Source organism: Chryseobacterium sp. TQ-BC-N36 (assembly GCF_058382295.1).
In genome coordinates this window covers 1,989,923-2,012,512 of record NZ_CM178175.1, presented here as the reverse complement: position 1 = coordinate 2,012,512, position 22,590 = coordinate 1,989,923, and the positions used below count along the sequence as shown (strand labels likewise).

The 22,590-nt window shown below is 36.3% G+C and carries 22 protein-coding genes; 14 read left to right on the top strand and 8 right to left on the bottom strand.

Annotated features, from left to right (window positions below):
• Positions 1–37: 37 nt before the first annotated feature.
• The gene (locus AC3FI7_RS09005; protein WP_142726189.1) at positions 38–730 is read right to left on the bottom strand and encodes an AIM24 family protein; all 693 of its coding nucleotides are present in this window, start codon (positions 728–730) and stop codon (positions 38–40) included.
• Positions 731–1,112: 382 nt separating this feature from the next.
• On the bottom strand, positions 1,113–1,235 hold the full coding sequence (locus tag AC3FI7_RS09000; RefSeq protein WP_491461881.1) for a hypothetical protein: 123 nt from the start codon (positions 1,233–1,235) through the stop codon (positions 1,113–1,115).
• A gap of 176 nt (positions 1,236–1,411) precedes the next feature.
• On the opposite strand from AC3FI7_RS09000, the gene queA reads away from it, so the two are divergent.
• The 7 genes from queA to AC3FI7_RS08965 all read left to right on the top strand — a co-directional run bounded on the left by queA (position 1,412) and on the right by AC3FI7_RS08965 (position 8,241).
• Positions 1,412–2,461 (top strand): tRNA preQ1(34) S-adenosylmethionine ribosyltransferase-isomerase QueA, encoded by a 1,050-nt coding sequence (queA, locus tag AC3FI7_RS08995; protein WP_123872082.1) that lies wholly within the window; start codon positions 1,412–1,414, stop codon positions 2,459–2,461.
• 41 nt (positions 2,462–2,502) lie between these two features.
• Positions 2,503–2,850 carry a four helix bundle protein gene (locus AC3FI7_RS08990; protein ID WP_491461880.1) on the top strand — a complete coding sequence of 116 codons (348 nt, stop codon included), beginning with the start codon at positions 2,503–2,505 and terminating at the stop codon, positions 2,848–2,850.
• A 32-nt stretch (positions 2,851–2,882) separates the two neighbouring features.
• Entirely contained in the window at positions 2,883–3,917 is a 1,035-nt protein-coding gene (rlmN, locus tag AC3FI7_RS08985) for a dual-specificity RNA methyltransferase RlmN (protein ID WP_291895908.1), read from the top strand.
• Positions 3,918–3,991: 74 nt separating this feature from the next.
• Entirely contained in the window at positions 3,992–4,942 is a 951-nt protein-coding gene (locus AC3FI7_RS08980) for a sterol desaturase family protein (protein WP_142726192.1), read from the top strand.
• Between the two features lie 289 nt (positions 4,943–5,231).
• Entirely contained in the window at positions 5,232–6,140 is a 909-nt protein-coding gene (locus tag AC3FI7_RS08975) for a hypothetical protein (RefSeq protein ID WP_491461879.1), read from the top strand.
• 72 nt (positions 6,141–6,212) lie between these two features.
• Positions 6,213–7,190: a polyprenyl synthetase family protein gene (locus AC3FI7_RS08970; protein WP_142726194.1), complete on the top strand. Its 978-nt coding sequence runs from the start codon at positions 6,213–6,215 to the stop codon at positions 7,188–7,190.
• 256 nt (positions 7,191–7,446) lie between these two features.
• A complete protein-coding gene (locus AC3FI7_RS08965; RefSeq protein ID WP_491461878.1) occupies positions 7,447–8,241 on the top strand; it encodes a hypothetical protein in 795 nt (264 codons plus the stop codon).
• 268 nt (positions 8,242–8,509) lie between these two features.
• Here AC3FI7_RS08965 and AC3FI7_RS08960 read toward each other — a convergent pair whose 3' ends face one another.
• The gene (locus tag AC3FI7_RS08960; RefSeq protein ID WP_142726196.1) at positions 8,510–8,803 is read right to left on the bottom strand and encodes a hypothetical protein; all 294 of its coding nucleotides are present in this window, start codon (positions 8,801–8,803) and stop codon (positions 8,510–8,512) included.
• A 137-nt stretch (positions 8,804–8,940) separates the two neighbouring features.
• Here AC3FI7_RS08960 and AC3FI7_RS08955 point away from each other — a divergent pair, with 137 nt between their 5' ends.
• Both AC3FI7_RS08955 and AC3FI7_RS08950 read left to right on the top strand, forming a co-directional pair.
• On the top strand, positions 8,941–11,373 hold the full coding sequence (locus AC3FI7_RS08955; protein ID WP_142726197.1) for an alpha-ketoacid dehydrogenase subunit alpha/beta: 2,433 nt from the start codon (positions 8,941–8,943) through the stop codon (positions 11,371–11,373).
• Between the two features lie 114 nt (positions 11,374–11,487).
• Positions 11,488–12,225, top strand: coding sequence for a methyltransferase domain-containing protein (locus AC3FI7_RS08950; protein ID WP_142726198.1), 738 nt, complete (start codon positions 11,488–11,490; stop codon positions 12,223–12,225).
• Positions 12,226–12,269: 44 nt separating this feature from the next.
• On the opposite strand, the gene AC3FI7_RS08945 is transcribed toward AC3FI7_RS08950, so the two are convergent.
• Positions 12,270–12,686, bottom strand: a complete 417-nt coding sequence (locus AC3FI7_RS08945; RefSeq protein ID WP_142726199.1) for a carboxymuconolactone decarboxylase family protein — start codon at positions 12,684–12,686, stop codon at positions 12,270–12,272.
• Positions 12,687–12,797: 111 nt separating this feature from the next.
• On the opposite strand from AC3FI7_RS08945, the gene AC3FI7_RS08940 reads away from it, so the two are divergent.
• The gene (locus AC3FI7_RS08940) at positions 12,798–13,085 is read left to right on the top strand and encodes a hypothetical protein (RefSeq protein ID WP_142726200.1); all 288 of its coding nucleotides are present in this window, start codon (positions 12,798–12,800) and stop codon (positions 13,083–13,085) included.
• Positions 13,086–13,119: 34 nt separating this feature from the next.
• Here the strand turns inward: AC3FI7_RS08940 and AC3FI7_RS08935 are convergent, their stop codons facing one another.
• Positions 13,120–13,509 (bottom strand): winged helix-turn-helix transcriptional regulator, encoded by a 390-nt coding sequence (locus tag AC3FI7_RS08935; RefSeq protein WP_142726201.1) that lies wholly within the window; start codon positions 13,507–13,509, stop codon positions 13,120–13,122.
• Between the two features lie 164 nt (positions 13,510–13,673).
• Here AC3FI7_RS08935 and AC3FI7_RS08930 point away from each other — a divergent pair, with 164 nt between their 5' ends.
• A complete protein-coding gene (locus AC3FI7_RS08930) occupies positions 13,674–14,735 on the top strand; it encodes an NADH:flavin oxidoreductase (protein WP_142726202.1) in 1,062 nt (353 codons plus the stop codon).
• 194 nt (positions 14,736–14,929) lie between these two features.
• Here AC3FI7_RS08930 and AC3FI7_RS08925 read toward each other — a convergent pair whose 3' ends face one another.
• From AC3FI7_RS08925 to AC3FI7_RS08915, 3 genes are all read right to left on the bottom strand, one after another.
• A complete protein-coding gene (locus AC3FI7_RS08925; RefSeq protein ID WP_172617138.1) occupies positions 14,930–15,091 on the bottom strand; it encodes a bacteriocin-like protein in 162 nt (53 codons plus the stop codon).
• Positions 15,092–15,159: 68 nt separating this feature from the next.
• A complete protein-coding gene (locus tag AC3FI7_RS08920) occupies positions 15,160–15,318 on the bottom strand; it encodes a bacteriocin-like protein (protein WP_172617139.1) in 159 nt (52 codons plus the stop codon).
• Between the two features lie 187 nt (positions 15,319–15,505).
• A complete protein-coding gene (locus AC3FI7_RS08915; RefSeq protein ID WP_142726203.1) occupies positions 15,506–16,708 on the bottom strand; it encodes a C1 family peptidase in 1,203 nt (400 codons plus the stop codon).
• Between the two features lie 201 nt (positions 16,709–16,909).
• On the opposite strand from AC3FI7_RS08915, the gene AC3FI7_RS08910 reads away from it, so the two are divergent.
• From AC3FI7_RS08910 to AC3FI7_RS08900, 3 genes are all read left to right on the top strand, one after another.
• Positions 16,910–17,428, top strand: coding sequence for an RNA polymerase sigma factor (locus tag AC3FI7_RS08910; protein WP_142726204.1), 519 nt, complete (start codon positions 16,910–16,912; stop codon positions 17,426–17,428).
• 12 nt (positions 17,429–17,440) lie between these two features.
• Positions 17,441–19,753 carry a T9SS type A sorting domain-containing protein gene (locus AC3FI7_RS08905; RefSeq protein ID WP_491461877.1) on the top strand — a complete coding sequence of 771 codons (2,313 nt, stop codon included), beginning with the start codon at positions 17,441–17,443 and terminating at the stop codon, positions 19,751–19,753.
• Between the two features lie 66 nt (positions 19,754–19,819).
• Positions 19,820–22,588, top strand: a complete 2,769-nt coding sequence (locus tag AC3FI7_RS08900; RefSeq protein WP_491461876.1) for a SusC/RagA family TonB-linked outer membrane protein — start codon at positions 19,820–19,822, stop codon at positions 22,586–22,588.
• Positions 22,589–22,590: the final 2 nt, after the last annotated feature.

The following is a 22,590-nucleotide window of genomic DNA, read 5'->3' as shown; positions in this document are numbered from 1 at the left end:
ACGAAAACACATTAAGTCACTTCTAAATCCGTATATTCTATTTTTCCATATAGTATACCTCCTCATATGGCTGAATCAGTACCCATCCGTGCCCTGAAAATTTCATCTGAAACTCTTCCCCGCTTCCTCTGCCGATAAGACTTTTAAAAGAAACATTGGTTTTAAGTTCCGGACTTAGGTTGCCAGACCATGCAACGGTTGCATTAGGATCTGTGAATACCGGAGTCTCCGGAGTTACAAGTAAAGTCAATGGGTCTCCGTGGGTAGTAATGGCAATATGGCCTGTTCCGGAAAGTTTCACCTGAAAAAGTCCGCCGGACATCATTCCTGCAATACTTTTCAGCATGGTAATATCACTTTTTACGCTTTGTTCGTGGGCCAGAACATCATTTCCGTTTACACAAACCGATTCATTATTCAGATAAAGAATACGGACCTTTTTCCCGGAATCTGCCACATATAATTTTCCGGTTCCTTCCGCTTTCATTAATCTGGCTCCTTCACCACTGATGGCTTTTTTCAGAAGATTGCCAATTCCTCCGGCCAGCATTCCCTGCCTTTCAAAATTGATATTCCCCACATAGCTTACCATACTTCCTCTTTTGGTCCATACCGCCTGATGATTAAGATTGATTTCCAGAAGGTGTTTGGTTTCCAGTTCAAAATAATCCCTTTGCTGTGGATTTTCTTTGGTTTCGCTGATAAATGCTTCTATTGAATATTTACTCATAATTATTTTGTTAAAGGTGTTTTTATAAAGTTAGTGTTTCGATTTGTCGAACTTATACTCTCTTTTGTTACTTTTAGGATTCAAATCCACAAATTCATAGTCTTCAAAATTGGCAAGTCTGGCTTTGAACATTTCTGTTGCTTTTTCTACTGACCAGGTTTTAGGATAGTGAAAACCTTCGAATTCGACATTGAAAATCTCTGCTTTGAAATCAAATTTTTAATCAAGATTGCTCATTCCGATTCCTCTTTGTTCACCCCAGTAGCTGGAAGATAGTGTACAGTTATGATAATTTCTCTACACTATTTTGGGGTTCCAGTCAGACAGGTTTCGTCTTCTTCCTCGTTATTTTCATCATCATTGGCATAGTAATTTTCGGTTTTCAAATAAAATCCAACCAGATATATCCATACTCATCAATGCGCCCACTCCAGTTGAATATTTCAATTTTATGACCGTTAGGATACGGATTATCAGTGAAATATATTTTACTTGTATTTTCCATACTGTTTATTTTAATTTCCTGAAAATACTCTTTTTAAGCTTTGAAAAGGCCGATAAAACCATGGTTTTATATTTGATTGTAAATAATACTTGACAAAGGGGTATTCAATGTCGTATATTTGCACTCCGAAAATTACACCTTGTAATTTCAGTAATTTTTAAACCGTAATTTAAAAAATGAAAACATCAGATTTTAATTTTGACCTTCCTGCGGAATTATTGGCAGAACACCCATCAGAGCACAGAGACGAAGCGAGACTAATGGTACTTGATAGAAAAACAGAAACTATCGAGCATAAATTATTCAAGGATGTAGTGGATTATTTTGATGAAGATGATTTGTTTATCTTCAACAATACTAAAGTTTTCCCTGCACGTCTTTACGGAAACAAAGAAAAAACCGGTGCTAAAATTGAAGTTTTCTTATTAAGAGAGCTTGATAAAGAAACCAGAGTTTGGGATGTTTTGGTAGATCCTGCAAGAAAAATCAGAATTGGTAACAAATTATTCTTCACTGAAGATGAGTCTTTGGTAGCGGAAGTTATCGACAATACCACTTCAAGAGGAAGAACATTAAGATTCCTGTTCGACGGGTCTTACGAAGAATTCAGAGCGAAATTAAAAGAATTGGGAGAAACTCCACTTCCGAAATATATCAAAAGAGCGGTAGAGCCAGAAGATGCAGAAAGATATCAGACAATCTATGCAAAAGTAGAAGGAGCGGTAGCTGCCCCTACAGCAGGTCTTCACTTCTCTAAGCATTTGATGAAGAGACTGGAGATCAAAGGGATCAACTTTGCTGAAGTTACCCTTCACGTAGGATTGGGAACATTCAATCCGATTGAAGTAGAAGATCTTTCCAAGCATAAAATGGAATCTGAGGAGATCATCATTGATGAGAAGAACGCTGCCATTATCAATAAAGCAGTAGAATCTCACAGAAGAGTTTGTGCAGTAGGTACCACTACCATGAGAGCATTGGAAACGTCTGTTTCTTCAAACAAAAAAATCTCTGCTTTCAACGGATGGACTAACAAATTCATTTATCCGCCTCACGATTTCGGAGTTGCCAACTCAATGATCACCAACTTCCATACACCAAAGTCTACTTTGATCATGATGATTGCTGCGTTTGCCGGAAGAGATTTCGTAATGCATGCCTATGAAGAAGCCGTAAAAGAAAAGTATAAATTCTATTCTTACGGTGACGCAATGTTAATTCTATAAAAAAAGTAAAAAGAGCCAAGTTAAAGGTAATACAAGTAGAAATGAGACAAAATGATTTGCTTATAAGAACTTTTACATTTGGAGTTGATTGTCTTAAATTTTTAAGAACGCTTCCCAATGATTCTGAAAGTAAATTAATTAGATTTCAGCTCGGAAAATCAGCTACTTCAATAGGCGCTAATTATGAAGAATCCCAGGCAGGATCTTCTAAAGCAGATTTTAAAAATAAAGTAAAAATTGCTTTAAGAGAAGCTAGAGAAAGTCATTTCTGGCTTCGGGTTTTAGAAGAATTAGATGGTTATGATTCTGAGGAATTTAAAGCTTTATTGAATGAAAGTAACGAATTTAAAAACATTTTGGCTGCAATAGTTAACAATACTAAACTTTAAACCTTTTACTTTTAACTTGGCTCTTTAATATTATGAAAGATATCCGTACATTATCATTAGACCAGCTTAAAGACTACTTTCTGTCTTTAGGAGAAAAGCCGTTCCGTGCGAAGCAGGTCTATGACTGGCTGTGGAGCAAAAACCTCCATTCGATTGACGAAATGACGAATCTTTCCAAATCACTTCGGGAGAAAATTTCGGAAGAATACACCATTAATCCTGTTTCCGTAGATCTTCTTCAGAAAAGCTCTGACGGAACCATCAAAAACGGCGTGAAACTTCATGACGGACTGCTGGTGGAATCGGTTCTTATTCCTACAGAAACAAGAACTACAGCCTGTGTCTCTTCACAGGTAGGATGCTCATTAAACTGCGAATTCTGTGCTACAGCCAAACTGAAAAGAATGAGAAATCTTGAAGTTGCTGAAATTGTAGATCAGGTTGCCCTGATTGACAGCCAGAGCAGAATGTATTTCGAAAGACCGCTTTCCAATATTGTATTTATGGGAATGGGGGAGCCGATGATGAATTACAAAAATGTGGTGGAGGCCATCAGAAAAATTACCCAGCCGGAAGGATTGGGAATGTCTCCGAGAAGAATTACTGTCTCTACATCAGGTATTCCTAAGATGATCAAAATGCTGGCAGATGATGAGCTGCGGGTGAAACTGGCTTTATCCCTTCACTCAGCCATCGAATCCAAACGTAATGAGATTATGCCTTTCTCTGATAAATTCCCGCTGACAGATATTATGGAGGCTCTTCAGTACTGGTATCAGAAGACAGGTTCTGTTATCACTTTTGAATACTGTGTATGGAAAGGGATCAACGATGGCGATGAAGATATCAAAGCTTTAATCAGATACTGTAAACAGGTTCCTTCCAAAGTAAACCTGATTCAATATAACCCGATAGGGGATGGAAAGTATGACCAATGCAATAAACAGGCGGAAGAAAATTATATCCGTCAGCTTGAAAATGCAGGGATTACCGTAATGGTCAGAAGAAGCCGTGGAGGGGATATTGATGCGGCCTGCGGACAGCTGGCCAACAAAACAGCAGATTAAAATTTCCTTAAAAAAAACCAAAAATTTCCTTAAAACATAGGTTAAAACCCTACCTTTGCACAAATTATTTTGTGATGATGGATTTTCTTATGAGCGAGGACGGGCTGGAAAATGTGTATGCATGGGCTATCCCTTTGCATGCTACTGTTATCTTAGCTGAAATGATTTACAGCCACGTTTCAGAAGCTAAATTGTATAGTGGAAAAGATCTTGCTACCAATATTTATCTGGCATTGATGAACTTTGGACTGGACCTTATCATGAAGGCGTTTGCCATGGGGGTGATGTTTTTCTTTTATCACCACAGGATTTTCTCATGGGATCTTAGTATCTGGTATCTGCTGGCCTGTTTTGTAATCACAGACTTTGCTTATTATGTGCTGCACTATGTGGACCATCGTTCCAGAGCATTCTGGGCAGTTCATATTACGCATCACAGTTCAGAATATTTTAACCTGACAACAGGATTCAGAAGTCCTGTATTGCAGCCGCTCTACAGGTACTTATATTTCTCACCGCTTGCATTTTTAGGATTCAATCCGTGGCATATTATGGTTGCTTACGCGATCGGACAAGTGTATGGAACGTGGGTACACACGCAGACTGTGAAGAGTATGGGATTTTTGGAACATATTCTGGTCACTCCTTCCCATCACCGTGTACACCATGCATGTAATGTAAAATATCTGGATAAGAATATGGGAATGTGCCTGATTATCTGGGATAAAATATTTGGAACCTTTCAAAAAGAAGACCCCAATGTTCCTGTGAAATATGGGATCTATCCCAAAATGCCGGATAACAGACCAGACACCGTTCTTTTTTATGAATGGAGAAAAATCTGGAAAGACCTTAAGCAGCCTGGTTTAAAATTCACAGACAGGATCAATTATATTTTCAATTCACCGGGATGGAGACACGATGGGACAGGAAAAACAGTAAGACAATACCAGAAAGAGTATTTTGCAAGACAGGCGAAAAAGAAAGAACAACAGCAAAATCAGAAAGAGCAGAAAACGGCTTAACTTCTGATTTAAAATCAATAGAAATCTAAGGGAAAAACGGGCTATTTTGGTCCGTTTTTCTATTTTTAGAATAGAGAGTAAAACAGTAACACAGAAAAATTAAGATATAATAAGTAAAGACCTTGGCTAAGTGAAACTCCTTTGTGATCATAAAATCTTCACGAGTAATTAAAAATCCTTACGTCATTAGCATTAAAAAATAACCTCTCCTAATCCCAGAATATCAAACCTGTATCCCGTAATTCAAAACTTCGCACCCAACTCGCAATAAAAAACCTATTTTTGTCTTATGAAAAAACTTTTTCTGATTATTGCTTTTTTCGTTGTTCAATCTGCCTTTTCCCAACGGACAGAATTTCTGAAAATAAAAAAATACAGAGTAGGTTATCTTGGCGATAAAATTGAAGAGACTTCCGGACTGAATATTTTAAACGGAAAGCTGTATACATTCAACGACAGCGGAAATCCGGCTGAGCTTTTTGAAATTGATAAAAAGAGTGGTGAAATCATCAGAACACTGAAAACCAATTTAGTCAATACAGATTGGGAAGCCTTAACCAACGATGGTGAAAATTTTTATATCGGAGATTTCGGAAACAATACAGGAACAAGAAAGGATCTGATGATTTACAAAGTTCCTTACGAACGTCTTGATGAATCTAATGCCATTAAAATTCCAGGTTTAGAAAGGGCTTTCGATGGAACGAAAATTCTGTTTTATTATCCCGAACAGACTGAGTTTATTTCTAAAAATACAAAGAACGACTTCGATGCGGAAGCCATGATTTATCTGAATGGAAAGCTGCACATATTTACCAAAGAATGGGCCTCAAAAGCAACCTCTCATTATATCGTAGATCCTGAAATTTCAGAATTACAGAAAGCAGAAAAAATAGAGACTTATAAAACAGGCTTTGTCGTAACAGATGCTTCTTATTTTGATAAAAAGCTTTATTTGGTGGGCTATACCAAAAAAACAGAGGTCTTTTTAGATATCTTTACAGAAACCGGACCGGGAGTATTCTTCAAAGAGAAGCCTAAGGATTATTATCTGGGAACGGCACTTTCACTAAGCCAGATTGAGGGAATAAGCGTAGATGAATCGGGAATTTATATATCAGGAGAAAGATTCAGATCTCCATTGGGAACTGCAAAACCTTCATTTTATTTTATTCCGAAAGATCAACTCAAAGATTAATTTTACCTTAAAATTGAGCGAAAAAAATTATCTTTGTGAGAATTAATAATTATTCACCCAGCATCGCAGATTGTGGCAAACATTGTAGAAGAGATTAAACGACCGATCAATGATGAAATGAAACTTTTTGAACAGAAGTTTTATGAATCAATGCAGAGTAAAGTAGCTTTATTGGATAAAGTAACCCGTTTTATTGTAACCACCAAAGGAAAACAGATGCGTCCTATGTTTGTGTTTCTTTGTGCCAAACTTGTGGGTGAAGTAACGGAAAAGACATACCGTGGAGCTTCTATGATTGAGCTGATTCATACCGCCACGCTGGTACATGATGATGTGGTGGATGAAAGTTTTAAGCGTCGCAATTTCTTTTCAATCAATGCTTTGTGGAAAAATAAAATTGCAGTTTTGGTAGGTGATTACCTGTTGTCAAAATCTGTATTATTATCTACTGACCATAAAGATTATGATTTGCTGGGAGTGATTTCCAGAACCATCCGCGAAATGTCCGAAGGAGAGCTCCTTCAGTTGGAAAAAGCCAGAAAACTTGATATTACCGAAGATGTTTACTATGAAATTATCCGTCAGAAAACAGCCACACTGATTGCAGCATGCTGTGAGATAGGCGTTCTTTCCAACAATGCGGATGAAGCTTTAGCCAAAAAGATGATGGATTTTGGCACCTTTACAGGAATGGCATTCCAGATCAAAGATGACCTTTTCGACTATTTAAGTTCAAATGTGATCGGGAAGCCGGTAGGAATTGATATTAAAGAACAGAAAATGACGCTGCCTTTAATTCATACTCTGAAGACAGCGAACGAAAAGGATAGAAAGTATTATTTTGATACGATAAAACGCTATAATAATAATCCAAAAAGGGTAAAAGAGCTTATTGAATTTGTTAAAAGCTCCGGAGGATTAGAATATGCCGTTACGGTCATGAAAGATTTCCAACAGAAAGCAAAAAATATCCTGAATGAATTTCCGGATTCTGAGGCAAGAAAATCATTGCATATTATGCTGGATTATGTCATTGAAAGAAAATTCTGACATAAATATTCTTTTGTTATTCCCAGTTTTTTTCTCTTATTTCTTTTTAAGCCTGCATAAATATGGTGTACTTATGGTTGGGAAGAAAATCATCTTAACTTTCAATAATTCAATGAGTTGTGATTAGTTGATTTTTTTTATCCGGTAAATTGCTGTGAACTAATATTTTGCATAATTCAAATAAAGTGCTTGTTAATAATTTATTGGTTTTCAATATAATTTTTGTTTATTTGTCATAACAAAAAAACAACAAATAATGGAAAAAATCAAAACAATGATGATAGCATGTGCTATCAATTCAAGCTTTATTATGTATGCACAAGTGGGAATAGGTACTCAGAATCCCCAAACAACATTTCATATTGATGGATCCAAAGACAACCCTGCTACGGGAACTCCTTCTGCTGCTCAACAGGATAATGATTTTAGTGTCACTTCGGGTGCTAAAGTAGGGATAGGAACAATTTTCCCAACTGAAAAATTGGATGTAGCATCTGGAAATGCCCGTATCCGCAATATTAATTCGAATGTAGGTATCGGAGGAACTGACAGAGTTGTTGTAGCTGACGCTACCGGAGTGCTGAAGACTATAGACTTTACTGCTTATTCGCTGTTTCATGCTCGTTTAGCAGCTAACCAGAACATTAATTCTTCTACTATTACCACTTTATTATTCGCTACACCATTAGCAACTTCTCCCTTCTACTCTTATAATACAGGAACCGGAGTATTGACCTTTAATCAGGCCGGGAATTATCTGGTAACTTTACAGGCAAGCTTTACCAATATGCCTGCTGATACCCAGCTGCTCATCGGCATTAGGCCTGTACCGGATGCCAATTACCTGGGAAGGGGAAGCCATTATAATGCGGTTGCTTCTTCAGGAACGGTAGGTGAACTGATGAATTATACAACTGTAATTGTAGCTCCTACTGCGGGGTATCAGATCCGTTTTACAGCAGCTCCCAATCAAAATGCTACGATTATTGCCACAGAAACAGGATCTACAGGAAGTGGAAATGTTACCAATGTAACCGTTCAGAAGATATAATTATATCTTTACAATACAATTAAAAAATAAAGTGTTTTGTACATGGTTTCGGGAAACTGAAATTATATACAGAACACTTTCTCTTTTATATTAAGAATGTGATTTGTCTGCTATACTATCTTTTATTCAGAAATATAAATAACCTGAATACGACTATAAAAGTTCAGAGAATAAGATAAGTAATATTAATACCATAAAATTTCTAAATTTTGATATCTGATATCATTATATATTACTCTGGATTGTACAATTGGGCGAAAATTTTAAGTTAAATAATTTTCAGGGTTACAATAATAACAGCCAGGACTATACAAAATAAAGCGATTAAAAATAAATAATCCGCAATGTTCTCAAACGTGTGTTCCCGCTTTATGTTCCGTGTTCTGATGGCCAGGAAAGAAAAAAAGCAGCTGCATGCAAAAAGAATACAGGCAAATCCTGCAAATTCGTCTAAATACGTATTCTGACTGATTCTGGCGATTTTCAGGGAGGTAATGATAATCAGTGAAAAACCTAAAAGATTGCTGGATGCATTCAGAATATGAGGTGACTTTTTTTCCATCTTTTACAATTTTTTTCAAAGTAAAGCACAATTTTTTTTATTATCAAATTTTTAAAAAAGATTATTAAAAATTAAAATTAATTTAAAAAGTGTATATTAGCAGAATACTTGAAGATTAAAAACTTTTTTACTTAGCTATGCAAACAACCTATATTGAAACACAGCAAATATCCTTTCAAGATTTTAAAAATCAGATACTTGAAGATTACAGGTTAGGAAGGATCTCTCGTGAAATGTCTTATCTTGGAAGAAGAGAAGTACTCACAGGAAAAGCTAAATTCGGAATTTTTGGGGACGGAAAAGAACTTCCTCAGCTTGCAATGGCGAAAGTTTTCAGAAATGGAGACTTCCGTTCAGGATATTACAGGGATCAGACTTTTGCATTGGCAATAGGTGCCTTGACAGTAGAAAGTTTCTTTGCTCAGATGTATGCGGATACCAGTGTAGAAAGAGAACCTGCTTCAGCCGGAAGACAGATGAACGGGCATTTCGCAACAAGAAGTTTAAATGAAGACGGGAGCTGGAAAGATTTGACAGCTCAGAAAAATATTTCTTCTGATATTTCTCCTACAGCCGGACAGATGCCAAGATTATTGGGATTGGCTCAGGCTTCTACAATCTATAAAAGTGTACAATTTGACGGATCTGAAAAATTCTCAAAAGAAGGTAATGAAATTGCTTTCGGAACTATCGGGGATGCTTCTACTGCAGAGGGACACTTCTGGGAAACGCTGAACGCAGCATGTGCGCTTCAGGTTCCTATGATTGTTTCTATCTGGGATGACGGATATGGAATTTCAGTTCCTACCAAAAACCAGAGAGCAAAAGCTGATATCAGTGAAATGCTTAGCGGTTTCCAGAGAAAAGAAGGAGAAAATCAGGGATGTGAGATTATTCAGGTGAAAGCCTGGGATTATCCTGCACTATTGGATGCATATGCCAAGGCAGAACATTTTGCAAGAACAGAAAGTGTACCGGTAGTAGTACATGTGGTAGATGTGACTCAACCTCAGGGACATTCTACTTCCGGATCTCATGAAAGATATAAAAACGAAGAACGTCTGGCTTGGGAGGCTGAGTTTGACGGATTAGTAAAATTCAAAGAGTGGATTCTGGATTATTCTATCGAAATTGATGGGAAAGAGGAAGTCATTGCTACTTCCGAAGAACTGGATACCATTGATGAAGAAGCTAAAAAAGCTGCAAAAGCGGGACAGAAAACTGCATGGGAAAACTATCAGAAGGCTATTTCAGAACTTACCCTGTCTATTTTACCTTTAGTGGAAAATCTGAAAGGGCAGAATGCTGAAGTGGAAGCTTATATTGCTCAGTTCAGTAAATTGGTCTCCAAAGCTAAAAAAGATATCTTCCACCTGGTAAGAAAAACATTACTGGCAACAAGAGGAACAAATTCTGCAGAAAGAGCTCAGCTGATACAGAAATACAATGAAGTGACAGCTGTTGAAAAAGATAATTATTCTTCTCACTTATACTCTCAGTCCGAATGGAAAGCTGAAAATGTGCAGGAAATCAAGCCTGTATATTCCGACAGTTCTGAAGAAGTGGACGGAAGAGTGGTGATCAGAAATAACTTTGATAAAATTTTTGAAAAATATCCTGAAACGCTGATCTTTGGAGAAGATACCGGAAACATCGGTGACGTTAACCAGGGATTGGAAGGAATGCAGGAGAAATATGGGGCTTTGCGTATTGCTGATACAGGAATCCGTGAGGCAACCATCCTTGGACAGGGCATTGGTATGGCCATGAGAGGATTGAGACCTATCGCTGAAATCCAATACTTAGACTATGTTCTTTATTGTTTACAGGGAATGAGTGATGACCTGGCAACCGTGCATTACAGAACCAAAGGAGGACAGAAAGCTCCATTAATTATCAGAACGAGAGGTCACAGATTAGAAGGAATCTGGCACTCTGGTTCTCCAATGGCGGGTATTCTGAATCTTTCAAAAGGTATTTTAGTATTGGTGCCTAGAAACCTTACGAAAGCAGCAGGATTCTACAACACTATGCTTCAGGCTGACGAACCTGCAATCATCGTAGAATGTCTGAACGGTTACAGATTAAAGGAAAAGCAACCGGATAACTTAGGTGAGTTCACTGTTCCTGTAGGGAAAATTGAAGTTACCAAAGAAGGAAAAGATGTTACTTTGGTGACTTACGGTTCTACATGGAGAATTGTAACGGAAGCCGCTAACGAATTGGAAAAACTGGGTATTTCTGCAGAAGTTATCGATATTCAGTCGTTGATTCCTTTCGATTTATCTCATGAAATTGCTGAAAGTGTTAAGAAAACTAACAGATTAGTAGTAATTGACGAAGATGTGGAAGGTGGAACTACAGGATATATCCTACAGCAGATCCTAGAAAAGCAGAAAGCATTCAGATATCTGGATTCAGATCCGTTGACGATCTCTGCCAATGATCACAGACCTGCTTACGCAAGTGATGGTGACTACTTTAGCAAGCCATCTACAGACGATATGGTAGAAAAAATCTACGCAATGTTTAATGAAACAAATCCTCAGAAATATCCAGCGATATTCTAATTGGGATTTCAGATAAATTGTAAAACCGCTTCCTTTTGGGAGCGGTTTTGTTTTTTAGAAATAGACATAAAATTGTAAATTTGAGAATCAACCATTTGTTCAAAAACTAATTAAATGAAAATAACTCAGCTTGTCATTTTATTCAATTATAAAAAAATAGTACTTGGGATTTTAATCTCATTATTTCTTTTTATACTTTCTTTTCAGATCAATTCAAGTTTATGGATCATATTACTAAGAAGTTTGGGGTGTCTTATTATTTTAAACATATTGGCTTCTATTACAGCTTCTTATATACTTTATGATAAATCTGATTTGTATGAACTGAATAATTTACAGGAGTTTGTAGATTGGGAAAAAATTGAAAATGTGGTTGTTATTCATGCAAGCTTTGATCCTTTGTCAGCTAAGATGGAAAAAAGATATCCCCATATAAATTTTACGGTTTGTGATATTTATGGGAACAGACATGAAGATGAAAGTGGAATTGAGGTTTCTAAAAAAATGTTTCCTCCCAATCCTAAAGAAATAAGAATTTCACCTGATATTTTACCTTTTGAAAATGAATCCCAGGATATCATTCTGGCAGTCACTGCACTTCATGAAATTCTTGATCATCAGAAAAGAGTCTTGTTTTTTAAAGAATCTAAAAGGATTTTGAAAAAAGGAGGTTTGATCATTATATCTGAACAGTTTAGAGATGTTACCAATTTTATATTCTTTAATATCGGAGCTTTTCATTTTTTAAGTCAGAAACAATGGAAAGAATCAATTTCACCGGCAGAAATGGAAATAATAGAAAATATGAAACTCACTCCTTTTGCTAATATGTTGATTTTAAAGAAAAATTAGAATCAAAATTTCTTTATTGTCGTTTTCTGCCGGCACTGTATATTTTAATCTTCTTCAGCCAGAGTAATCCTCAATTTATTCAACGTATTCATTAAAGTAATGCTTGCAGTAAGCTCCACAATTTCTCTTTCTGTAAAATGCTTTATAAGTTTTGCCTTAGTGTTTTCCCAATCATCTTTGCTGTAAGTGACAGCTTCTGCCCATTCTAAAATCAACTTTTGCTGATCATTGAAGGCATTGGTATGTTTCCAGCCCGGAAACCTGTTAATAATATCCTGTTCAATGCCGAAATCAGAAAGTTCTTTCGCATGATAGCTGCAGCAATAGGCACAGCCATTGATTTGAGACACCCTTAGCTCCACTAAAGCAATAAGTTTTTCATCAATCCCGGATTTTCTGATGCTGTTGTGTGCTTTATACAGGTTTCCAATGGTTTCTTTTGCAATGTCTTTGTAATTCATAATGAAATTTTTTCTGCAAATTTGCATCAGAAATGGTTTTGAACCTATATACTTACTTTTTCGTAATACACTTACCTCTTTGAAAGTACTCAATCATATTAAACAAGACAAATGAAAGCCATCACTTCATTTTTGAAATCCCGGAAATGGGCACTCATTATTTCAATAGTATATGTAGGAACCGGAACATTGGCAGTATGTTCAGCTTATGGTAATGATCCATTATACGGTGAATGGACTTCATATGCTATATTAGTAACATTTCCTGTATCAATTTTGAGTTTTATATGGAGATATGCTGACCCAGGTATATGGCCAGTTTTATTGATTCAGCTTACTATGTTTTTAATTATATTTTTTATTTTATCCTTATTTATAAAAAGTAAGCCAGATAATTAATAAATGATTTTCAGTATTGTTTTAAAAGTAACCGTCAAACATTCACAGCCTTTTTATTTTTCTTATCATCATTCAAAAAAGTACAGTCTTTATCTGCATGCCCTTTCACCTGGTATTTTGCTTCCCATTCTTCCAGCAAATAGAGAATAGGTAACAAAGCCAATCCTTTTTCTGTAAGAGAATATTCTACTCTTGGAGGAAGTTCTTTAAACTCCTCACGGATCACAAGCCCATCGGTTTCCATTTCTCTAAGCTGATCTGTCAGTACTTTTCTGGAAATAACATTAATGCGTACAGCCAGTTCTCCAAAACGTAACTTTCTGTCTTTAATGACCAGAACAATAATGGGTTTCCATTTGCTTCCCAAAGCAGCCATTGCCTTGCCCAGAGGACAGCTGTATTGCATTAATTCATTCTTTTTCATAGAGAGATCTTTATTTTAATATCATCTGAACCGTCGTTTCATATGTTACTTTGATGTTACTAATGTAAGTTACTGCGAAGTTACCACTATTTTTTCAATAAAAGATACAAAAATGAACTATTATTAGTTACTTTGTGTAACAATTATAAAATATAAATTTAAATATGAGCACTTCATCATTATTTAAACCGTTTCAATACAAAAATTTACAGCTTAAAAATAGAATCGTAATGGCTCCTATGACCAGAGCACAGTCTGACAATGGAGTTCCTACTCAGAATATTGCAGATTATTACGGAAGAAGAGCCGCTTCGGAGGTAGGATTGATTCTTTCTGAAGGAACTGTGATCAACAGACCGGGATCAAAAAATCTACAGAATATTCCGGATTTCTATGGAACAGAAGCTTTAAACGGCTGGAAAAATGTAATTGATACTGTACATCATAATGGAGGTAAAATGGGACCTCAGATCTGGCATGTTGGAGATACAAGAATGTCAGAGGACTATCCTCTTGTTCCTATGGAAAAAGCTTCTACGATGACCATTGAAGATATCCAGGATACCATTTCTCAGTTTGCAGCCTCTGCAAAAGCAGCAAAAGATCTTGGTTTCGACTGTATTGAAATTCATGGTGCACACGGATATCTTATCGACCAGTTTTTCTGGGAAGTAACCAATACCAGAACTGACGAATACGGTGGTAAAACTTTAAAAGAAAGAAGTCGGTTTGCTGTAGAGGTCGTAAAAGCGATCAGAGCAGCAGTAGGAGAGGATTTTACCATTATTATCCGCCTTTCACAATGGAAACAGCAGGACTATAAAACCAGACTGGCGTTCACCCCTAATGAAATGGAAGAATGGTTATTACCATTAAAAGAAGCAGGAGTAGATATTTTCCACTGTTCACAGCGTCGTTTCTGGGAGGCTGAATTTGAAGGTTCAGACTTAAATTTCGCAGGATGGGCTAAAAAGATTACCGGACAGCCAACTATTACAGTAGGTTCCGTAGGATTGAACGGAGATTTCCTTAATGCTTTTGCAGGGCAGGGAACAGAAAAATCAGATCTTACAGAGCTGATCAGAAGACTGGATAATGAAGAATTTGATCTTGTTGCTGTAGGTAGGGCTATTCTTCAGGATTACCAATGGGTACAGAAGATCAAAGACGGAAATACTGAAGCTCTTCTGGATTTTTCAGCAGAAAGTATGAGCGTTTTATTTTAATATCAGGTATGATAAGTATAGGCTTCGCAGTCAATTTTTTACCAGCATATTTTATTCACTGGCGAAGCTGAATTGCCAATCTACTGGTGTTAAATCAGCATAATTCACTTTATTTTATATTTAATTTTCACCTATTTATTAAAAAACCCGATTTCAGAAATCCTGAAATCGGGTTTTTGTTTGTTTCTACTTCCTTAGAATCTGCATCCTGTTTCTGAAGGTTCACATGTCCAGTAAGCAGGAATACCATTTTCAGCTCTGTGGCGACATGCAATAAAACCAGGTTCACATACAGGAGCATTTCCTCCTTTAATTTTCTTTAAATCAGTTTTTGTCAGTTTTCTTAGATTTTTCATGTTTAATAATTTATTGATTGTACGTGTTATTATTCAGATTGATATTTGATTGAATCTGTCAATCAATTTTAAGGACATTCCATTGTATCAGGAACACATCTCCAACGAGGTGGGATACCATTGCTGCCAGGAATATAGCAGGCTGTCGTACCTTGTGGGCAATCAGGAGCATTTCCTCCATTGATTTTCTTTAAATCAGTTTTTGTTAATTTTCTTAGATTTTTCATGTTTAATAATTTGTTGATTCATACAAATATAATATTTTTTGAAAACGAAACAATACTTTACACATGAATGTGAAATATATTCTTAAAAAGTATGTTCTGAAAATAAACCCGCTTCCGGAATTTCCGGAAGCGGGTTTTAACAGATTTAAATATCTAAAACTGTCACTAAGGTGACAGAAATGATTTCTTATAAACCAATATTCTTAGTAGGTTTCAGCTGCTTTAAGATACTTTTAGGAATAGCATTCTTGTGAACAAGAATCGCTGTTGATTTGTATTCAACATAAGGTCTTGTTACATAAATATATCCGGCAAAATCATTGGTTACTCCCCATGAGTTTTTGACCATATAATATTCTTTACCCGTCTGGTCTTTTGCCAATCCTACGATATGCATTCCGTGATCATCCGTTGTAGAAAGGTTGTTAAGGGCTTTCTGACGCATATCTTCGGTGATTGTTTTATCCTTTTTAGGCTCTGTAAACAAAGTCAGTTTGTTCTCTGCAGTAATCTGATCAAGATCCATGTCCGGAACGTAAGCTACCCCGTTTTTGTAAGAAAAATAAGGTTCAGTAACGTCCGTTGCCCAGCCTACTGAATATCCTTTAGCCACAGCATTGTCAATAATTGCAGTAAGGTCTTTCATAGGAACATTCCAATCGGAATCATGGCTCCAGTTATCAGGAATCGGAACTACAAATTTTTGAAAATAAGGATAATCTTTATAAGAAGACAGCTCTACATAATCTTCAGGATTGATTCCTACTACTTCTTTGGCAAATGTTTTCGGAGTGTAGTTTTTCCCTTCATAGGTGAAGCTGGAAGGTACTTTTCCTAAATATTCATCAAGAATAGCATCTACAGGATCCATCCAGTTATCCGTAAGTTTTCCTTTTGAGGAACTCTGAACAAGGCTGTCAAGAACCGATTTCAGTTTTCCCTGCATTTCCTTGAAGTTGTTCGTGGTTTGCCCGGCTTTTAGCCCGGTGTAAACTTCCTGAGGAACGGCTCCATACTTTTTATACATGTTAATTACGTCGTGAAGTTCTCCTCCGTCACCCCAGCTGATGGCTCCATTGTTAAGCACATATAACTTCGCCTTATCATGATAAGAGTTTCTTGCGGTAAAGATTTCAGCAAGATCTACAGGTTTTTTGCCCATTCTCTGCATTTCAGATTCAAGGAAAGAGTTTCCTGAGTAGCTCCAGCAGGTTCCTGATGACCCCTGATTCTTTACAGAAGTTGCGCCAACGTCTTTTAACGTTGTGAACTGGAAATTAGTATTTTGTGAGTGGTTGTTTTTTAACTTATTGATTAAGTCATCCTGGGCAAACATCATACTTCCTGCAGACAAAACAAAAAGTAATGATGCAATTTTAGCATTCTTCATTACTGTAAAAAGATTATTTGTATTAATAGTCGTTGATAATAGAGATTTGTTACCGAAGGAAAAGTTAAATTTGAAATGAAAAAAAGATGAAAAAAGTATAAACTCATTTATAAATTTACTTTTTACCCTTTTTACAAAAAGTTGATGATGTTTCCAACCTCCGCAAAAATTTCTGCATCTATATTCATATAACTCCTGACTATGGAACAAGAATTATTATTGGAATGCCAGCGTAACAACCGCAATGCACAGCGGAGAGTGTACGAGAAGATGGCAGGCAGGCTTTACGCAGTCTGCAGACGCTATTTAAAAAATGACGAAGATATAGAAGAAGTATTGGCCGATACATTCTACAAAATCTTTACAAAAATTACCCAGCTTCAGAATGCTGAAACTTTTGAAGCATGGGCGAGAAAAATTGCAGTGAATGAGTGTCTGCAAAAGTTAAGAGCCCATAAAGGAATATTTATTTCTCTGGAAGAAAGTTCCATGAATCATTCTGAAGGAACTACGGAAAATCTTTCGCTGGAAAAAGATATCTTAAGTTTATTAAACTTCCTGCCGGAGGGCTGCAGGGCAATTTTCAACCTTTTTGCCATTGAAGGATACCCTCATAAAGAAATAGCAGCTATGCTTTCCATCAGCGAAGGGACTTCAAAATCTCAGCTCAATTTTGCAAGGAAAAAGCTGCAGGAACTTTTAGGGAATCAAAACATTTAAACTTTTACAACAATGGAAAATAATCATATAGATCAACAATTCAATGAAGCGTCCAGGCTTTCTGAAGAACCAACTGTTTTTCCCGGTTTTGAGAAAGTATGGGGGAAGATTGAAGAGAAATTAGATAAAAAAGAAGAGAAAAAGAGAACTATTCCTCTCTGGCTGCCCTATAGCATTGCTGCAAGTCTGGTAATTGGTTTAGGTGCATTTTATTTTATGAATAAGAAAGAAGCTGCAGAACCTTTAAAACCAGTAATAGCAGAGAATACAGCTTCAAGAGGTCCAATTAACCCAACAGATATTGCAAAAATAGACCGTACAATAAAAGATAATATCAGAAAAGAAGAGCTGCCTGTAACAAAATCGGTTCCTTTGGTGCATCATGTTTTACCGGGTATAGGAACAGGTCAATACAAATCTCCACATATCTCCAATATCCCACCTGTAGAAGCTCCTGATAAAATAATACCATCTTTACCCCAAATCTACAGGGATACCTTAAAGACAAAAAGTATTGATGAAGTTGTTGTAATGGGGTATTCAAAAACAGTTAAGAGCGAGATCATGTCATCTTCAACGGCTATGATTGCTTCTGCAGATAAAATTCCTGTGCATGCTCCAGCAGCCGTATCTGCATTGGCTGGAAGGGTTGCTGGAATAGAAGTAGCAGGGGGTATTAAAAGGCGTGATGAAGTAATAATCAGAGGAGCAAAAAGTATAGATAGTCGTTCTACAAAACCTTTATATATTGTAGACGGAACTGTATTAGGTAAGGAATCTGAGTTTTTAAACACTCTGGATTCTAAAAAAATAAAAAAAATAAAAGTACTGAAAGGTTTAGAAGCTGCTGCTCTTTATGGAAGCAAAGCTAATAACGGAGTTGTTGTAATTACGACAATAGGGCTATCTGAAGAAGAAATGGAAAAACTCAAAAAAGTTTCCTCAGACAGTGCAGAAAAAATATTAAAAGAACCTGAAGAGCCCAAAAAAGAATTCCCGAAAGCAGGACAGCTGACAGCAGGAGAAGTTAATGATTTTTCTAAATGGGATTATTGGAAAGATATTGCTGTTCCTACTTTGGACCAGTATAAAAATACATGGAAATTCTTTCCAGATAAAAGAGTCTCTGTTCAATTGGTCAATAGAGACAGAAGACCTGTTACAGGTGAAAGAGTAAAGCTGTTGGATGATAAGAAAAATATTATTTGGGAAGCAGTTTCCGATAATCTGGGGAATGTAGAATTATGGATATCTCCCATGACTGATGAAAGCCCAGATTCAGGCAAATATTATTTATCCGATGCTTCAGGGCAGATAATCAGCAGTAATCTCAGAACCTTTAAAAATGGACAAAATCTGATTATCCTGGATAAGTCTTGCCAGCAAAAACGGGTATTGGATCTTGCTTTTGTAGTGGATGCTACAGGTTCTATGGGTGATGAGATTTCCTATCTTCAGTCTGAACTTTTGGATGTGTTGAAAAAAGTGGAAGGAAAGTTAAAAAATACAACGGTAAGGTATGGATCAGTTTTTTACAGAGATCAGGGAGATGAATATGTGACCCGGAAATTCGATTTTTCAGAAAAAGCAGAAAATCTTATTGGATTTATTAAAAAACAAAATGCCAGCGGTGGTGGAGATACACCGGAAGCAGTTGTTGAAGCCTTGAAAGTTTCAGTTGATGATCTGAAATGGAGCCATGAAAACTCTGCCAAAATAATGTTTTTAATTCTGGATGCCCCACCACACCATTCGGAACAGAATATAAAGGATTTATATAATACAATAAAGACTGCAGCCAAGAAAGGAATTACAATTATTCCCCTGGCTGCCAGTGGTACTGATAAGCAGACAGAATACCTGATGCGGACATTTGCCTTACTTACGAATGGTACATATACATTCCTTACGGATGACAGCGGAATAGGAAACAGCCACATCAAACCCACTATAGATTCTTACGAGGTTGAAAAACTCAATGATTTATTATTAAGATTAATTCTTCAGAGAGCACTTTTACCGGAATGCGGGACAGGAATTTCAAACGATCATATCAATAAAAAAATGGAGAAAGAAATTGACAGTAATATTGATAGTAAGACGGTGATATTCCCGAACCCGACAAAAGGACTGATGCACATAAAAACAAAGAAATCAATTGAAGAACTTTTTGTGTATGATCTTGCCGGAAAAATTATTATGAGAAAAGAAAAACTGCCGGAAGGTAAGAATACAATTGATTTAACTTCTTATCCTCAGGGAATTTACCTTGTGCGTGTTTTTACTAACGATCAATGGGAAACATTTAAGGTCATTAAAAATTAATTGTTATGAAAAAAGAAATTTCCCCGGAAATTTCTTTTTTCATATTTTTAAGCATACTAATAACTGATGAAAAAGAATTATTTGCTGTTATTGCCATTTACCATTACCCTTTTACAGGCACAAAACTCACAACTCTATTACTCCGGAAAGTTTTTAACGGTTAAAAATAAAGAACAGAATTTTCTAAAGGTTTATAATAAAAATAGCGGGATTTATGAACTGACCGATGAAAAAGGGTTTGCCATTATTGCTGCCCAACCTTCTGATACTCTTGTCTGGAATCAGGGTAAAAGTACCCATGTTATTTTTGCCTATGAACTCAGGGAATTAAAAACTATTTTAGAAAGTCAGACAGAAAAGAAAAGTGTTGGAAATATTTATAGCAAAGATTATGACAGCCTGGTTTCAAAGGAAGCAAGAGATGATTTCAGTATTGAAAAGACGAAGACTCATTTAAGTAAGAAATCCCACTCTTATTTTGTACAGATAAGAAAATTACGGCAAAGAAATGACAGTATTTACACGTTAAAACGGCTTAATAACAGGACATTGCTTTTTAATGGAAGCTTTACAACATCTTTTGACATTAAAAGCAGAAATGCTGTTCCGGTCACTCAAAGCAGATATGTACAGGGAAGATCAGAGAGCGGAAGCCTTGTATGGAAAGGTCCTGAGACGAACGAAATGTTCAGCTTTGGCCCTGATATTTCTACTTTGGGTTTTAATGGATTAGCTTATGAATACGATCAGAACGGAAGACTGATCCCGTGGATTGACGGATTGCAACATGCAAAAAGATATGATAACAGCCTCTTTAAAACAACGGTAGGATACAACAACCAGCTGAATGTAAACGCTTTTATAAAAGAAGAATATAACGAGAAAATCAGACTTTCACTGAATTTGGGCCAACAGAAAAATCAGATGTATTTTATAGATCAGTTTGATGTTGCGAATACCTTTAAAGCAAAACTAAATACAGAAATGGGGGGATACTCCATCAATCTTGCATTTAATTACGAAGAAGATAAGGCAACCAATACCAATAGAATAGGGCTGTTCAATCGGGCGTATCAGAATTCATTGCTGACTCCCATTTCTTTTTCAAATGAGCAAAATACTTTTCTGAATAACGGTTTACAGAGAAGTTACAGTAAATATGCAGACAACCCTTCATTTCTTTTTGAGCAGGACAGTAAATATCGTTATCAGAAACTTGAAAGACAGTTCAGCCTTAATGCTATGAAAAACTGGGATGATTTTAAACTGAGTATCAGTCAGTCCTATGATACTAACAATATCCGGAACCTGGATCAGTATAAGCCTTCTGCTTATGGCTTCAGCAATGGTATACTGAATGAAAGGACTCAAAACAGCAGTTCATACTATTCCAATATACTGGGCTCATATACTCTGGGAAACTATGATTTTAAAAATACTTTCACTCTGAACTTTATTCTAAATGATAAAAAATCTGATGTCTATAACAGCCTGACCAATCACCAGGATCTCTATCAGAGAACCTCACAGGATCATATTTTTAATTATAATATGGAAATTCATGATTATGACTTTGAAGCAGGTTTTAATTTTGGAAATTCATTTTATATATCCAATACTTCCCTTAAAAATAATTTTTGGCTTCCAAAGGCTAACTTTTATTTAAAATTCAGTGATATCTTCAATTGGAATAATTACAGTTTCAAATTACTGGGAAGTTACACACAGCTAAGCTCCGAACCGGAAATTACCAGATCATACGCCTCTTACGCGACCACATTGCTGAATGCAGAAAATTATAATCAGTATTTCCCGGTACTGGAAGCGGAAAGTTTCAGAGGTTTATCCAATATCAACACCAAAGAATGGAAAGTAGGAGGCAGGCTGAATATTGGGTATTATATAAGCCTGGAGGGTGAATATTTCAACAGAAAAAATACTGACGACATATTTCCTGTTTTTGAAAACAACCTGTTGAAATTGAAAAATGCAGCAGACCATACGTACAGTGGATATGAATTCAATTTTGCCTATGACAGGCTGCGCCTTGGATATGATATGTATACAACCCATAAAGTTTCATTTTTCAAATATAAAGATATCGTAGACCGTATCGCTCCCGGATATCAGAATCTGGCCGTTTCTGGATTTAAAGATATCTACAAAACATTGACAGAAGGGCAGGCTTTAGGATCTGTCATTGGAAGTTATTTTGAGAGAAATGCAGCCGGTCAGCTGATCATTGATGAGTTCGGATACCCTAAAAAAGCAGAAGGAATGAAAATGATTGCGGATCCTACACCAGATTTTGTGATGAAGTTCAATCATAGTCTGGTTTATAAAAATCTGTCTCTGGATATCAATTGGGAATGGAAAAAAGGAGGACAGCTCTGGAACGGAACACAGGCTGTTCTCGATTATTACGGACGGTCTTATGATTCAGGAGAAGAAAGAAATACTAAGAATTATGTTTTTCAGGGGGTGCATTCCAATGGAAGTGTTAATCAGATTCCCGTAGATTTTTATGACCCAAACCGGAATGTTCTGGAAAACAGATGGTCGAGGTATGGCTATCTGGGGGTAGCGGAAAGTTATATTCAAAAGGCAGATTATATAAGAATCAACAATATTTCACTTTCATCCACTTTTCCGGTTAATTATGGGAAACAGAATCTTAAACTGACTTTTTATGTGAATAATATAATGCTTTGGCAGGCTAATAAAGGAGCAGATCCCAATCAGAATTTTTATGATATGGATAACGGGAGGGGACTGGATTTTTTCAACCTTCCTTCCTTTAAAACATTCGGATGTATTGTTTCACTTAAATTTTAACT

Coding starts and splice junctions, on each gene's coding strand:
- AC3FI7_RS09005 (WP_142726189.1), bottom strand. CDS start 730: ATGAGTAAATATTCAATAGAAGCATTTATCAGCGAAACCAAAGAAAAT.
- AC3FI7_RS09000 (WP_491461881.1), bottom strand. CDS start 1,235: ATGGAAAATACAAGTAAAATATATTTCACTGATAATCCGTATCCTAAC.
- queA (WP_123872082.1), top strand. CDS start 1,412: ATGAAAACATCAGATTTTAATTTTGACCTTCCTGCGGAATTATTGGCA.
- AC3FI7_RS08990 (WP_491461880.1), top strand. CDS start 2,503: ATGAGACAAAATGATTTGCTTATAAGAACTTTTACATTTGGAGTTGAT.
- rlmN (WP_291895908.1), top strand. CDS start 2,883: ATGAAAGATATCCGTACATTATCATTAGACCAGCTTAAAGACTACTTT.
- AC3FI7_RS08980 (WP_142726192.1), top strand. CDS start 3,992: ATGATGGATTTTCTTATGAGCGAGGACGGGCTGGAAAATGTGTATGCA.
- AC3FI7_RS08975 (WP_491461879.1), top strand. CDS start 5,232: ATGAAAAAACTTTTTCTGATTATTGCTTTTTTCGTTGTTCAATCTGCC.
- AC3FI7_RS08965 (WP_491461878.1), top strand. CDS start 7,447: ATGGAAAAAATCAAAACAATGATGATAGCATGTGCTATCAATTCAAGC.
- AC3FI7_RS08960 (WP_142726196.1), bottom strand. CDS start 8,803: ATGGAAAAAAAGTCACCTCATATTCTGAATGCATCCAGCAATCTTTTA.
- AC3FI7_RS08955 (WP_142726197.1), top strand. CDS start 8,941: ATGCAAACAACCTATATTGAAACACAGCAAATATCCTTTCAAGATTTT.
- AC3FI7_RS08950 (WP_142726198.1), top strand. CDS start 11,488: ATGAAAATAACTCAGCTTGTCATTTTATTCAATTATAAAAAAATAGTA.
- AC3FI7_RS08945 (WP_142726199.1), bottom strand. CDS start 12,686: ATGAATTACAAAGACATTGCAAAAGAAACCATTGGAAACCTGTATAAA.
- AC3FI7_RS08940 (WP_142726200.1), top strand. CDS start 12,798: ATGAAAGCCATCACTTCATTTTTGAAATCCCGGAAATGGGCACTCATT.
- AC3FI7_RS08935 (WP_142726201.1), bottom strand. CDS start 13,509: ATGAAAAAGAATGAATTAATGCAATACAGCTGTCCTCTGGGCAAGGCA.
- AC3FI7_RS08930 (WP_142726202.1), top strand. CDS start 13,674: ATGAGCACTTCATCATTATTTAAACCGTTTCAATACAAAAATTTACAG.
- AC3FI7_RS08925 (WP_172617138.1), bottom strand. CDS start 15,091: ATGAAAAATCTAAGAAAACTGACAAAAACTGATTTAAAGAAAATTAAA.
- AC3FI7_RS08920 (WP_172617139.1), bottom strand. CDS start 15,318: ATGAAAAATCTAAGAAAATTAACAAAAACTGATTTAAAGAAAATCAAT.
- AC3FI7_RS08915 (WP_142726203.1), bottom strand. CDS start 16,708: ATGAAGAATGCTAAAATTGCATCATTACTTTTTGTTTTGTCTGCAGGA.
- AC3FI7_RS08910 (WP_142726204.1), top strand. CDS start 16,910: ATGGAACAAGAATTATTATTGGAATGCCAGCGTAACAACCGCAATGCA.
- AC3FI7_RS08905 (WP_491461877.1), top strand. CDS start 17,441: ATGGAAAATAATCATATAGATCAACAATTCAATGAAGCGTCCAGGCTT.
- AC3FI7_RS08900 (WP_491461876.1), top strand. CDS start 19,820: ATGAAAAAGAATTATTTGCTGTTATTGCCATTTACCATTACCCTTTTA.